The 12,491-nt window shown below is 62.1% G+C and carries 13 protein-coding genes, 1 pseudogene and 1 riboswitch; of the genes and pseudogenes, 2 read left to right on the top strand and 12 right to left on the bottom strand.

Features of this window, described 5'->3' with window-relative positions:
- Positions 1–436: 436 nt before the first annotated feature.
- From EN850_RS28075 to EN850_RS28020, 12 genes and pseudogenes are all read right to left on the bottom strand, one after another.
- Positions 437–1,198, bottom strand: a complete 762-nt coding sequence (locus EN850_RS28075; RefSeq protein ID WP_135880793.1) for a hydroxymethylpyrimidine/phosphomethylpyrimidine kinase — start codon at positions 1,196–1,198, stop codon at positions 437–439.
- The gene (locus tag EN850_RS28070) at positions 1,189–1,794 is read right to left on the bottom strand and encodes a thiamine phosphate synthase (protein ID WP_135906938.1); all 606 of its coding nucleotides are present in this window, start codon (positions 1,792–1,794) and stop codon (positions 1,189–1,191) included. The genes EN850_RS28075 and EN850_RS28070 overlap by 10 nt, the downstream gene beginning before the upstream one ends.
- Complete coding sequence (locus EN850_RS28065; protein WP_135916641.1) at positions 1,791–2,564, bottom strand: thiazole synthase; 774 nt, start codon at positions 2,562–2,564, stop codon at positions 1,791–1,793. Before EN850_RS28065 ends, EN850_RS28070 begins: the two co-directional genes overlap by 4 nt.
- A 1-nt stretch (position 2,565) precedes the next feature.
- Entirely contained in the window at positions 2,566–2,766 is a 201-nt protein-coding gene (thiS, locus tag EN850_RS28060; protein WP_135880790.1) for a sulfur carrier protein ThiS, read from the bottom strand.
- Positions 2,735–3,736: a glycine oxidase ThiO gene (thiO, locus tag EN850_RS28055; RefSeq protein WP_135916642.1), complete on the bottom strand. Its 1,002-nt coding sequence runs from the start codon at positions 3,734–3,736 to the stop codon at positions 2,735–2,737. Before thiO ends, thiS begins: the two co-directional genes overlap by 32 nt.
- Positions 3,733–5,568, bottom strand: a complete 1,836-nt coding sequence (gene thiC / locus EN850_RS28050) for a phosphomethylpyrimidine synthase ThiC (RefSeq protein ID WP_135906944.1) — start codon at positions 5,566–5,568, stop codon at positions 3,733–3,735. Before thiC ends, thiO begins: the two co-directional genes overlap by 4 nt.
- Positions 5,569–5,673: 105 nt before the next feature.
- Positions 5,674–5,790, bottom strand: a riboswitch (TPP riboswitch).
- Positions 5,791–5,898: 108 nt separating this feature from the next.
- A complete protein-coding gene (gene panD / locus EN850_RS28045) occupies positions 5,899–6,351 on the bottom strand; it encodes an aspartate 1-decarboxylase (protein ID WP_135880787.1) in 453 nt (150 codons plus the stop codon).
- A 115-nt stretch (positions 6,352–6,466) separates the two neighbouring features.
- Positions 6,467–6,568, bottom strand: a pseudogene (locus EN850_RS37300) (biotin synthase); the annotation flags it as partial.
- Positions 6,569–6,716: 148 nt separating this feature from the next.
- Positions 6,717–7,583, bottom strand: a complete 867-nt coding sequence (gene nadC, locus EN850_RS28035) for a carboxylating nicotinate-nucleotide diphosphorylase (RefSeq protein ID WP_135906946.1) — start codon at positions 7,581–7,583, stop codon at positions 6,717–6,719.
- Positions 7,583–9,124 (bottom strand): L-aspartate oxidase, encoded by a 1,542-nt coding sequence (locus EN850_RS28030; protein WP_135906948.1) that lies wholly within the window; start codon positions 9,122–9,124, stop codon positions 7,583–7,585. The genes nadC and EN850_RS28030 overlap by 1 nt, the downstream gene beginning before the upstream one ends.
- Positions 9,121–10,095 (bottom strand): quinolinate synthase NadA, encoded by a 975-nt coding sequence (nadA, locus tag EN850_RS28025; protein WP_135917493.1) that lies wholly within the window; start codon positions 10,093–10,095, stop codon positions 9,121–9,123. The genes EN850_RS28030 and nadA overlap by 4 nt, the downstream gene beginning before the upstream one ends.
- 59 nt (positions 10,096–10,154) lie before the next feature.
- On the bottom strand, positions 10,155–11,120 hold the full coding sequence (locus EN850_RS28020) for a hypothetical protein (RefSeq protein ID WP_135906952.1): 966 nt from the start codon (positions 11,118–11,120) through the stop codon (positions 10,155–10,157).
- A gap of 207 nt (positions 11,121–11,327) precedes the next feature.
- Here EN850_RS28020 and EN850_RS28015 point away from each other — a divergent pair, with 207 nt between their 5' ends.
- Both EN850_RS28015 and EN850_RS28010 read left to right on the top strand, forming a co-directional pair.
- Positions 11,328–12,053, top strand: a complete 726-nt coding sequence (locus EN850_RS28015) for a toll/interleukin-1 receptor domain-containing protein (RefSeq protein ID WP_189524185.1) — start codon at positions 11,328–11,330, stop codon at positions 12,051–12,053.
- Positions 12,050–12,491, top strand: a 442-nt coding sequence (locus EN850_RS28010; protein WP_135917497.1) for an ArdC-like ssDNA-binding domain-containing protein, incomplete at its 3' end; no start/stop codon positions are given. The genes EN850_RS28015 and EN850_RS28010, both read left to right, overlap by 4 nt.

Raw genomic sequence — 12,491 nt, 5'->3', positions numbered from 1 at the left:
GAATTCCGCTAGGTGCTGCAGCTGCTGCATGGCGTCTTCTCCCAAAGACCGTCGAGCCACCCTGCCCATTGCCGACCAAGATAGTTCCCATGTTAAGCGATTCTTTATACTCGCTTTTGTCAACTCGTTTTTTGCGTGGCGAGGGTTGGAAGTATGCCGGCTTTGGAAGTGGTCCGCCAGGCGCTGTTGTAAAATATGTCATCCCGCACAGGGTCGACCGTTCCGCTAGCACAGGGCCGACTCGGTCGCCGGGCGGTTGGGATCATGGCTGTCGCGTCAGATAAATCGTGTACGGATCATCATAGCCGACACGCTAGTGAATGCCATTGGGACCAAGGATTGCCCCCAACCGACCTCCTTACTGATACGCACAGCGCCGATGTGTCGAAAGATGGCGCCGCTCATGCGGGCAGATCGACTTCGCATAAAGCCACTGTCATTCGGCTGTTTGCCTCTGGAGCTTCTCGAAAACAAACCGCTTGCCTTTGCGCACGCTGTCTTCGAGTGGGCTCGCCTTCGCCAGATGCGCCGCGATCGCGCTGGCCAGCACGCAACCCGTCCCGCGCATCGATACGGCAAGGCGTGGCAAGTCGAAGTGGATTGGTTCTTGATCGGAGCGCAATAAAATATCGGTTGATCTAGGTCCCGATGCGTGGCCGCCCTTGATCAGCAGGGCCTGAGGTCCGGCGGCCAGCAGTCTTTGTCCTTGTTGAAGCGCGCTTCCCTCATCCATCGCCAATTCCGAGCTGACAAGGAGCGCCAACTCGATGAGATTGGGGGTGACGAGACGGCAAAGCGGCATCAGATTGCGCTTCATGGCGGTGATGGCGCCTGCTTCCAGGAGCGCCCGGCCTGAGGTCGAGGCCAGCACCGGGTCAAGTACTGCCGGCACCTGCGGATTCTCGCGCAGCACGCCGGCAACGGCAACGACGATCTCAGCCGCCGCGAGCATGCCGATCTTGATGGCGGCCACCTCGTTGGCCTGCAGCGCGGCGCGCATCTGCTCGGCCACTAGGCGAGATGGCGAATGATGGATTTCCATGACAGCTTCGTGCGTCTGCACTGTCAGCGCGGTGACAGCAAGGCAGGTGCGCACGCCAATGGAAGAGATCGTCTCGATATCACGTGCAATTCCAGCCCCGCCGCTGGAGTCCGATCCGCCAACGACAAGCACATGCGGTTCTCGCCTCAGCGCCATCGATCTGTCTTTTCCATCCACTCTCTGGTGCGTGCTTCGGGATCGGCATTCAATGTAATGTCAGTCACCACTGCCGCGCTGTCGGCGCCAGCCGCGAAGACACCATCGAGCCGGTCCGGGTTAAGGCCGCCGATGGCCACCAGTGGAACAGGCGCGACCCGACGCTTCCATTCGCTGACCCGTTCGAGCCCTTGCGGCGCCCATTTCATCTTCTTCAGGATGGTCGGGTAGATGGGGCCAAGCGCGATGTAGTCGGGTTCGGCTTTTATCGCCGTTTCCAGTTCGATATGATCATGGGTGCTCAATCCGAGCCTCACGCCGGCTGCCCGTATCCGCGTCAGGTCGGCGGCTTGCAAATCCTCTTGACCGAGATGAACGAAGTCGCAGCCTTCCTCGATCGCCAGCCGCCAGTAATCATTGATGATCAGCTGGCACCGGTATCGAGCGCACAAAGCCTTCGCTGAGCGGATCTCCGCGCGTAATCCGGCCTCATCCATGGTCTTTATGCGAAGCTGAACCAGATTGACGCCGAGCGGCACCAGCCGCTCGATCCAGGCAGCGCTGTCGACGATCAGGTAGAAGGGATCGAGCTTCATGAAAAAACGGCCCTGCCGATCGTCGGCGTCGATGGCACGGCGACGTCGCGCGGTTCGAGCATTCCTGAGCTGAAAGCCTCACGACCGGCCTCGACCGCCTTGCCGAAAGCACGCGCCATGCCGACGGGATCGGCCGCCCTGGCGACCGCCGTATTCAGCAGCACGGCGTCAAAGCCGAGTTCCATGACGGTGGCAGCGTGCGACGGCCGTCCCAGCCCCGCATCCACGATCAGGGGGACGCCTGGGAAATGTCCGCGAATCGAGCGCAGCGCCGTCATGTTGACCGGTCCCAAGGCGGAACCGATCGGTGCGCACCACGGCATCAGGACCTTGCAGCCCGCTTCCAGCAGCCGCTCGGCGACGACGAGATCGTCGGTGGTATAGGGGAATACCGCAAAGCCGTCCTCGCACAGGATACGGGCGGCTTCGACCAGGCCGAACACGTCCGGCTGCAGCGTGTCGTGGTTGCCGATCACTTCGAGTTTGATCCAGGTCGTGCCGAAGACCTCGCGCGCCATGCTCGCGGTGGTGACCGCTTCCTTGACGGAGTGGCAGCCGGCCGTGTTGGGCAGGATTCTCGTGCCGAGCGAGCGGATCAGCGACCAGAATTTTTCGCCGGCCCTGCCGCCCGCCATCTCACGCCGCAAAGAGACGGTCACCACCGACGTGCCCGACGCCCTGACTGCATCGGCAAGGACGGCCGGCGAAGGATATTGAGCCGTGCCGAGCAGCAGGCGGGATTGAAGCGTCGTCCCCAGAAGGTCGAACATGCTAGCCTCCCTGCATGGGCGAGAGGATTTCAATCCGGTCGCCTTCGTTCAAGCAGAACGCCGTCCGGCTGGCTTTGTGCACCAGGTCGCTGTTGACGGCGGTGGCGAGCCAGTCGCCCTCATAGTCGAGCGCGGCAAGCAATTCGGCTAGCGTGGTGGCGGTGGCAACCTCACGCGCTTCGCCGTTGACGGTCAGTTTCATGAGCAAGCTCCTTGGTTCTGTCCTGGCTGAAAACCAGGTCGGCGGCCTGGCGCGCCATGGCGGGGGCGAGGAGAAAACCGTGTCGATAAAGCCCGTTGATCGCGATGATCCCGCCGTTCGTTTCGACCCGCGGCAGATTGTCGGCAAAGGCCGGACGAACGCCGACACCGGTTTCGACGATCTCGGCCTCGCCAAAGGCCGGGTGGAGGGCATAGGCGGCACTCAGCTGCTCCATCATCGAACGTGCCGTCACCGGACCGGCGGACTGGCTTTCAACCATTGTCGCGCCGATCATGAAACGGTGGTCGGCGCGCGGCACCGCATAGAGTGGAAAGCGCGGATGCAGCAGCCTGACCGGGCGAGACAGCGAGATATCAGGCGCGCGCAGGATCAGCATTTCGCCGCGAACGCCGCGCAGCCTGTCATCGGCTGCTGCCATTCCCGTGCAGTCGATCCAACGATCGAAACCGGAAATCCGCCTGATATCGACATCGAACTGGAATTCGACACCCATGGCCGACAACCTGTCATGGAGTGCCGCCATCGCCCGGCGCGGGTCGAGATGGGCTTCGTCGGGGAACAGCAGCCCGCGGCGAAAGCGGCCGGCAAGGTCGGGCTCCAGGAACGCGATTTCATCTCCGTCGACACGCCGATGCCCCCACGTGCGACTGGCGAACCGGTCAAGCTCACCGGCATCTCGCGGCATGGCCACGACCAGTGTTCCGGCCCGTGTCACCTGATCCGGCAGTGCCGCATCCCACCAGTCGGCGGCGACGCGTCCGAGATCCAGCACCGGCTGCTCGGCGCTTTCACGCTCGCACCATGGCGCCAGCATGCCGCCGGCGAACCACGAGGCATTGCCGCCAAGGGTCTGCCGGATCTCAGCGACTGTGACCGTCGCGCCGCGGGCGGCGAGTTCGAAGGCGGCGGTGAGGCCGGCGACGCCGGCCCCTTTGACCAACACCCTCATGATGGCTCCGGCGCCTCTGGCATGAGCGCTACGCCGGTCTCGTCAGCCGGCATGTAGAGATCGCCGCCCTCGCGGTATTTCGCCGCCATCGCCGCCATGCCTTCCTTCTGGGCTTCGGCGCGGATGTCGTGGGAGATACGCATGGAGCAGAATTTCGGCCCGCACATCGAGCAGAAATGCGCCAGCTTGTGCGCCTCCTTGGGCAAGGTCTGGTCGTGGAAGGACCGCGCGGTTTCGGGGTCGAGCGACAGGTTGAACTGGTCTTCCCAGCGGAACTCGAAGCGCGCGCGGGAAAGGGCATCATCCCTGACTTTCGCTGCCGGATGGCCCTTCGCCAGATCGGCGGCATGGGCGGCGATTTTGTAGGTGATCACGCCAATCTTGACGTCGTTGCGATCGGGAAGGCCGAGATGCTCCTTGGGCGTGACATAGCAGAGCATGGCGGTGCCGAACCAGCCGATCATGGCAGCACCAATGCCTGAGGTGATATGGTCATAGCCCGGCGCAATGTCGGTCGTCAGTGGTCCAAGCGTATAGAAGGGCGCCTCGCCGCAGACAGCGAGCTGCTTGTCCATATTCTCCTTGATCTTGTGCATCGGCACATGGCCGGGACCTTCGATCATCACCTGGCAATCCTTGGCCCAGGCGATCTGCGTCAATTCGCCGAGCGTTTCCAGCTCGGCGAATTGCGCCGCATCATTGGCATCGGCGATCGAGCCCGGACGAAGGCCGTCGCCGAGCGAGAAGGATACGTCATAGGCGCGGCAGATGTCGCAGATCTCCTCGAAATGCTCATAGAGGAAGCTTTCCCGGTGATGGTGCAGGCACCATTTGGCCATGATCGAGCCACCGCGCGAGACGATGCCCGTGACCCGGTCGACGGTCAGCGGGATGTAATGCAGCCGCACACCGGCATGGATGGTGAAATAGTCGACGCCTTGTTCGGCCTGCTCGATCAGCGTGTCGCGGTACACCTCCCAGGTCAGGTCCTCGGCGATGCCGCCGACCTTCTCGAGCGCCTGGTAAAGCGGCACCGTGCCGATCGGCACCGGTGAATTGCGCAGGATCCAGTCGCGAATGTTGTGGATGTTGCGGCCGGTCGACAGGTCCATCACCGTATCGGCGCCCCAGCGGATCGCCCAGACCATTTTTTCGACCTCTTCGGCCATCGAGGAAGTGACAGCGGAATTGCCGATATTGGCGTTGATCTTGACGAGGAAATTGCGCCCGATGATCATCGGTTCGCTCTCTGGGTGGTTGATGTTGGCTGGAATGATCGCCCGCCCGTGCGCCACCTCGTCGCGTACGAATTCCGGCGTGACGAAATCGGGAATAGCCGCGCCGAAGCTTTCACCGTCGCGTTGCAGCTTGCCGCGGGCGATTTCCCGGCCGAGGTTTTCGCGGATGGCGACGAACTCCATCTCGGGCGTGATGATGCCGGCGCGCGCATAGGCAAGCTGTGTCACCGCCTTGCCGGCCCTGGCCCTTAGCGGCCGGTTGCGAATGGGAAATTCCGGCGTCAGGCGCTCACCCGTGACGAAGCCATTGTCTTCCGGCCGCACATGGCGGCCGTCATAGGCTTCGACATCGCCCCGCGCCGTGATCCATTCGTGGCGAGGCCGGGCGAGGCCCTTTTCGATGCTGGTTTCGACAGTCTGGTCGGTATAGGGGCCGGACGGATCGTAGACGGTGATGGGCGGCTCGCCCGCTGTCGGATGGACGGAGATTTCGCGCATCGGCACTTTGATGTGCGGATGGAGGACGCCGGGCTTGTGGATTTTCCGTGAGGCAGGCAGCGGTCCCGTTGAGACGGCTGGGGTTAGGGCATTCATCTTGAGGCTCCTTTGCTCATGCATTGGAGACCCAGTTCTGTGCCGGAAGGATGAAAAGACGCTTTGGTCGACCTGCTTGAAAACAGGTCTTCGGGCGTAAACTCCCGCAAAGCGCTTGCACCGTCCCTACGCCAGTATGAACTGGATCAGGTTCAACGGGTCACTGCGCCGCGATAGCCAGCAGTATCTCAGCCCCTTGCCGGGACTCCCCTGGTGAATGTTTTCGAATTGACCGAGCCGACACTGCTTTGTCAAGCGCATTTCCACCTGCGGCGGTGATCGGCGACTAATGAAACCCCGCGCAAAGCACGGGCAAATCTCGAGAGGAAGTCACGCGCCGGAGACCAGCGCAGGAATGGCCAAAGGCTCATTCGCCTCGTCAAGGATCGAGAAACTGTAACGCCCATGTGCGTCAAGATCGACGGAGTAGCTCAGGCGATCGAGTATGTGATTGTCCTGGTCGAAGGTGATGATCCGCGGCTTCAACGAGGTGATATTCGCTTCGTCCAGGTATATGGAGTTGCAAACAATGATCTGGTCGTCTGGCTGGCAGGTGCGGGCAGCCGCACCATTGAGGATGCAGCATCGTGAGCCGCGCTCGCCGAAAATGACATAGGTCGAAATCCGCGCACCGGAATTCTTGTTCCAAATCTCCACAAATTCCATCGGCAGGATCCCGGCTGCTTCGCAGTGGTCAGGGTCCAGCGTTATCGATCCATGGTAGTTGAGGTTCGCTTCGGTGACGTAGATGCCGTGCAGCTTGCCAGCGACTAGTTTTCGCAATGGTCCTGTTTCCTATCATCATGGATGAATCGTCCCGCCATCCTCTGGGTGGCCGGGTTACCCCGCTAGATTCCGACGACGAGGGCGCCGCCGCTGAGACCAGCGCCCGCCGCCGCCTGTTGGGATCGAAATTCCGGCGGTGAACGGTTTGCGCTTGAAACAGCAGGTCGTTGAAAGGCGCGTCATGCAGCGCCCGAGCAGCTTCCACGGTCCACATCCGGTGGCCGTCGAAGGATTGAGCTTCACGCATGGTTTTTCCGAAATCGCTGCGTGCATTTCCATCCTGTTCCCCTTGCATTGGGCGACCTAGGCACCTTTGAACTTGGCGGGCTGGGTCGAAAAAGCGTCCGGTCGACCGCCGATTGTCAGGCCCGACGGACAAATTTCGCGGAGTCGAGCCCGATATCGAGGATTGGCGCGCTGTGGGTCAACCAGCCGATGGAGATCAGGTCGACACCGGTCGCGGAGACGGCTGGAGCCGTCGCCGGCGTTATCCTGCCCGACGCCTCGGTAATCGCCTGGCCGGCAACCATCGCCACTGCTTGGCGCAATTCGTCGACAGACATGTTGTCGAGCAGGACGGCGTCTGGGGCGAGGGCCATAGCCTCTTCTAACTGGGCTAGCGTATCGACCTCGACTTCGATCTTGACTAGGTGGCCGACGCTGCATCGCGCGCGCTCGATTGCCATGCGAATTCCGCCAGCGATGGCGATGTGGTTGTCCTTAATCAGGATGGCGTCGTCGAGACCGAAACGATGATTGGAGCCGCCACCGGCGCGCACGGCATATTTTTCGACCGCTCGCAATCCAGGCGTCGTCTTGCGCGTGCAGACGATTCTTGCGCCGTGGCCGCGGACCGCCGCGACGATCAATGCCGTCGCGGTGGCGATACCGCTCAGATGGCACAGAAAATTGAGCGCCGTCCGTTCCGCGGTGAGTATGGCCCGGGCCGGACCGCTGACCGATGCGATGGTCTCACCTTGCGCGATGTTGCTGCCGTCCGCTCGCTCCACTGTCATCTCGACATCCTGGTCGATCAACCTGAAAGCGAGCATCGCCAGGTCGAGACCGGCTATAGTTCCGGCCTCGCGCGCAGTCAGCACCGTTGTCGCATGATGGTCCTTCGGTACGATGGCATCAGTGGTCAAATCACCGGCCTTGCCAAGGTCCTCGAGCAGAGCTGCCCGCACCAGAGGCTCGAGCATGATCGTTGGAAGGGGGGATAGGTTCATCAAGCGACGCTTTCGAGCATTGGAGAGTTGCCGAGTTCCCGCGCCGCAAACATGGCCGCGTCGAGCCTGATTTCGGAGCGGCGGGCGACGGCCGCTTGATGGGGAAAGTCGTTCCGGTAGTGAGCGCCACGGCTTTCGCGGCGCAGCAAGGCGGCAACCGCGATCATCAGCCCTACGGCGGCGGGATCGGACGCTGTGTCGTGCCGATGCAACAGCAGCAACAAGGCGCGCGCAGCCTCTTTCAAACCTTCGCCATCCCGCGTGACGCCAAGGGCATGTGACAGGAGAGGGCGCACAGGCCTCGGATCCGGCGCGGGCAGGTTAGCTGCCATCGCTGGCTTCCCACCGCCGTCCGGTGCACCAGCGACGCTTTCGGCAACCCAGCGCGCGCAAACGACGGCCTCGGTCAGCGAGTTGCTGGCGAGCCGGTTGGCGCCGTGCAGCCCGGTCGACGCGACTTCGCCGCATGCCCAAAGTCCAGGAACCGATGTTCGCCCGGCCAGATCCACGGCGACACCACCCATGTGGTAATGCTGGGCCGGCCGGATGGGAATGAGGTCTCGCGCCGGATCGATGCCGGCCTTGCCGCAGGCTGATGCGATTGTCAGAAATTGCTGCGCGAACATCGTGCCTGGCTTCTCGCGGACGTCGAGGAAGACGCGATGGCCGTCGGCAAGATGTCGCCAGACGGCGCGCGCGACGATGTCGCGCGGTGCGAGTTCCGCCCCGAGCAGGCCATCGAGGAAGCGCCGCCCTGTTTCGTCGACGATTGTTGCACCTTCTCCGCGAACCGCCTCGCTGATGAGCGGCATCGGACGGCCGGGCCCGTCAAGCGCGGTCGGGTGGAACTGAATGAACTCCAGATCGGCAAGGACGGCACCCGCGCGCGCCGCAAGCGCCAGACCCTGTCCGCAGCTGCCCAGTGGGTTGGTTGAGTCGCGGAACAGGCCGCCGATTCCGCCCGTGGCGAGAACGGCCCGTCCCGTGGCAAAGAACACCGGACCTGTCGGACCGCTCGCCACAACACCGGCGATTCTGCCGTCCTCGACGGCCAGCCGGCGTGCTTCGACTCCTTCCACGACAAGAACCGAAGGCGTGGAGCGCACGGCCGCGATCAGGGCGCGCATCACCTCCCTTCCGCTGCCGTCACCTCCGGCATGAACGATGCGCCGCCTGCTATGCGCGGCTTCCAGCCCGAGACGCAGAACTCCTGCAGATGTGCGATCGAAGCGAGCCCCAAGGCGCGTCAGATCCTCGATCGCCGCGGGCGCGGCGTACACGATGCGCCTTGCTGTATCTGCATCGCAAAGGCCGTCCCCTGCGGCGAGCGTGTCGGCAAGATGGAGCGCCGGTTCATCATCGCCGCCCAGGCTGGCGGCCAGCCCGCCCTGCGCCCACGCACTCGACGCCTCCGCGCCAAGCGGCGATCTCGACAGGAGCAGCACCGGCTCAGGCGCCATGTGCAGCGCGGTCATCAGCCCGGCTATGCCGCCGCCGATGATGACCGGCCGGCGGGCGAGATCGCGAACGTCCATGCTCATACCGCCAGCATCCGCTCGACGGCCAGCCGCGCACGCCCTGCAATCTCCGATTCGATGGTTACGACATGGCGGTTCTGTTCGAGCGCAGTACGGATGTTGGCGAGCGTTATCCGCTTCATGTGCGGGCAGAGGTTGCAAGGCCGGATGAACTCGACTTCGGGATGCTCCACCGCAACGTTGTCGCTCATCGAACATTCGGTCATCAGCACGACCCGCGCTGGCTTTTGTCTTCCGACATAGTCGGACATGGCGGCCGTCGAGCCGGAGAAGTCCGCTTTCGCGACCACTTCGGGCGGGCACTCCGGATGCGCGAGCACGGTCACGCCCGGATGACTTTCGCGCAACTCCCTGATGTCGGCCGGCGTGAAGCGCTCATGCACCTCGCAATGCCCTTTCCAGGCGATGATCTTCACCGCGGTCTGGGCGGCGATGTTCCGGGCGAGATATTCATCCGGCAGCATGATCACCTGCGGAACGCCGAGCGCCTCCACGACGGCTTTGGCGTTACCGGACGTACAGCAGATATCGGACTCGGCTTTCACTTCGGCCGAAGTGTTGACATAGGTGACGACCGGGACGCCCGGATAGCGCTGTCTCAGCAGGCGAATGTCCTCGGCGGTAATCGAATCCGCCAGCGAACAGCCTGCTCGCAGATCAGGAATGAGCACCGTCTTTTGCGGGTTGAGCAGCTTCGCCGTTTCGGCCATGAAATGCACGCCAGCCAGCACAATGACATCCGCTTCGACCGCCATCGCCTTGCGGGCAAGCGCCAGGCTGTCGCCGACGATGTCGGCAACGCAGTGGAAGATCTCAGGCGTCTGGTAGTTGTGCGCCAGGATAACGGCATTGCGCCGCCGTTTCAGATCGAGGATGGCTTCGATATCATCGGCGAATGCCGGCCACTCGATTGACGGAATGACTTGCCGCACGCGGTCGTACAGCGCGGCCGTGCGCGCGGAAGTGACAGGCATAGCCAATTATTCTCCAAATGAGTATAACTGACATATACTTACCTTGAGTATAAGAAATGTCAACCGCGTGAGAGTGGCAATTTCGTCCCTGCGACGGTTCGCTCCACCAAGACCGTTTGGCGAAAGCGGAAGCGCTTCGCTGGGCGCCCCCCGGTGTCGGACATCGTCTCGCCTGTCTCCTCGACCAGATCCTGCTCTTCGATCAGACGCCGAAAGTTCGGCTTGTGAACGAGCCTGCCAGCCAGAGCCTCCACGGTTCGCTGCAGCTGCAGCAATGTGAACGTTGCTGGCATCAACTCGAAGACGACGGGGCGGTACTTGATCTTGGTCCGCAGTCTGGACATTCCCGTTGCCAGAATACGCCGGTGATCTGCGATCATCGGAAGGCCAGGGATGGACGGCGGATTGCCGTTGTCCCGTCCGCGTGTGGCCTCGGCCACCAGCGCGGCTTCGTAGAGCAGCTCGTATCTCTGCAGGACGAGTTCCTCATTCCAGTCGCGATCATCCAGACCGAAAGCATATGCCACGCGCTGCCGGCGGTCGCGGTGTATGCTTGGGTCTTCCGCGTCGTCGGACCACGCCGAAAGACGCGGCAGGACGATGTCAGGCAGGATAGAAGGCACGCCGGCGCGGTGATCTTCCCATGGAAAATAGTCGTACCATCCGTGCCAGCCATGTGTTTGCGAATGTTCTGCCTGCTCTTCCCGCGTCAGGCCAAGATAGCTGATCGAGATCTGCACGCGCTCGTCGTCGGTCCGGTCGCGGTCGGCGAAGGTGTAGAGTTGTTCAATATAGCCCAGTTGATGACCGGTCTGCCGCTCCACCCACGCTCGCAGACCCGACTGCAAGGAGCGATGGCCGAGCTCAAAAAGCCCGGATGGCAAAGCCTGAGCCTGCTCGATGGTGAGGACGCGTGGCTTACCGTCGGTCACCGCGATGACAACGGCGATCAGGTCCGCGCTGACGGCATGGCTCTGACTGTTCCTTTGAGCCTGCTTTGTCACCTGGGTTGTGTTGTCTTGCATCTGGGCTGTGATGGAATTCCGATGTGAAGGCACTAAAATGGGCAAGTCGAGCGAAAAGTGAACTGCCGCACGCCGCCCGTCAATGTTCGTCAATAACGGGGTGTAGAACCTCGATCCACCCCGTTCGTATAGACTTTTCCAGTCCGCAGACTAACCATCCGAGACATTCAACGCCTCGAATTTGCCGGCACCAGCCAGGAAATGGAAATGACCGATTTCTTTATCAGCTATACCGGCTCGGACAAAGAATGGGCCGAATGGATAGCCTTCATCCTCGAAGAGGCGGGTTTCACTACTATCCTCCAGGCTTGGGATTTCCGCCCGGGCAGCAACTTCGTCCTCGAGATGCAGGAAGCTTCCAGCGCCGCAGAACGAACGATCATGGTGCTCTCGCCCGACTACCTGAAGTCCGGCATGGCGGCGGCCGAATGGGCCAGTGCATTCGCGCGGGATCCTCAAGGACTTAACCGGCGCGTTGTGCCTGTCATGGTCCACAACTGCAAACCAGAAGGATTGCTGACGGCCATTGTCCAGATCCGCATAGTCGGTATGGACGAGGTAGTGGCGAGACAGGCGATCCTGAATGGCGTCGACATGAAGCGGGCAAAGCCCTCAAACCGCCCTAGCTTTCCTGGTGCTCCATTGGCCCCGGAGCACAAGGATTTCCCAGGCGTGGAGTCTGCGCCTGCGAGGTCAGTCCGGGACTTGCTGCCCAGGCTGCACGCAACGGCGACCGATGCGGACCGTCGCAGGTTTGCCAAAGGCGCCTTCGCCGCCATCCGCAAAACTTTCGAGGACAATCTCAAACAAGCCGCTGAGGAGAATGACCGCGTCGACTTCACCTCACCGATGCCACGGCTACGGATTTTAGGGCCGAGCTGTATCTCGATGGCGCCAGCAAGGGCCAATGCCGAGTCTGGCTCGGCGGGATGATAGGGGAGAACAATATCTGCTTCGCCGAAGGAAGGATGACGGGTGATGCTTGCAACGAGATCCTGGCCCCGGCTTCGGAGGGCGAACTCGTCGCGTCGCTTTCCCTGCCGAAGAATGCCAGCACGCATCGCACCTACAGCGGGATCAACGTGCTTATCCTCTGGGGTGCCGTCGTCGAACGCGGGTTCCCATCGCAGAGTTGGCTAACCTATCGACAGTCTGCCGCGCTCGGCGGGAACGTCCGCAGAGGCGAGCGTGGGACAACGGTCGTTTATGCCGATCGTTTTGTCCCGGATCATGAGAGGAAGCGGGCTCGCGAGACAGGCGAGGATGCCCAGGCGATCCCTTTCCTCAAGCGCTTCACCGTTTTCAATATCGAGCAATGTGAAGGACTGCCTGATGAAGTCGCGGTTTCGGCTCCGCTGCCGGTGGCTAGCT

Origin of the sequence: Mesorhizobium sp. M8A.F.Ca.ET.207.01.1.1 (assembly GCF_004794715.1) — a bacterium.
Taxonomy (GTDB): Bacteria; Pseudomonadota; Alphaproteobacteria; order Rhizobiales; family Rhizobiaceae; genus Mesorhizobium.
Note: the sequence above shows the minus strand (reverse complement) of the source record. Positions and strands in the feature narration are given on the sequence as shown.